The following is an 851-nucleotide window of genomic DNA, read 5'->3' as shown; positions in this document are numbered from 1 at the left end:
TAGGGAAGAAGATCATGGCGAACTCGCTTTACCAGAAGCACATCATCTCTATTCCAGAGCTTTCTCGTGAAGAGCTGGAACTTATCGTCGAAACTGCAGGTAATCTGAAAAAGAAACCTCGACCAGAACTGATTAAAAACAAAGTCGTTGCGAGCTGTTTCTTTGAGCCATCAACGCGTACTCGCTTGTCATTTGAGACCGCGCTTCAACGCATTGGTGGTGATGTCATTGGTTTTGATAACGATGGTAATACGTCTCTGGCGAAGAAAGGGGAAACGCTTTCTGATTCTGTACAAGTTATCTCTTCATACGTCGATGCATTTGTGATGCGCCACCCTCAAGAAGGTGCAGCGCGCCTTGCTTCCGAGTTTTCGAATGGCGTTCCAGTGATTAACGCGGGCGACGGTGCTAACCAACACCCAACACAAACGCTGCTTGACCTCTACACCATCGCGGAAACGCAAGGTCGCTTAGACAACCTAAACGTAGCATTTGTCGGCGATTTAAAATACGGCCGCACCGTTCACTCACTAACTCAAGCACTGGCGAAGTTCAATAACATCCGCTTCTACTTTGTCGCTCCAGACGCATTGGCGATGCCAGAGTACATCTGCGAAGAACTCGATGAAGCTGGCATTGAATACAGCCTACACACAGAGATGGAAGCGGTAATTCCTGAGCTCGATATTCTTTACATGACTCGCGTTCAAAAAGAGCGTTTCGACGAGTCTGAATATGCGCACATCAAATCGGCTTACATTCTGACGGCGGCTCTATTGGAAGGCGCGCGTGAAAATCTAAAAGTACTGCACCCGCTACCTCGTGTTGATGAAATCACGACAGACGTAGAT

1 protein-coding gene is annotated in these 851 nt (G+C 47.8%); it reads left to right on the top strand.

The window, feature by feature from the left end; all coding sequences use genetic code 11:
* Positions 1-14: 14 nt before the first annotated feature.
* A partial coding sequence (pyrB, locus tag R7O13_RS25475) for an aspartate carbamoyltransferase (RefSeq protein ID WP_318305025.1) occupies positions 15-851 on the top strand: 837 nt, incomplete at its 3' end.

This window comes from Vibrio sp. Y176, from assembly GCF_033438945.1.
The sequence above is the reverse complement of the archived record's forward strand: the minus strand, read 5'-3'. Positions and strand labels throughout refer to the sequence as shown.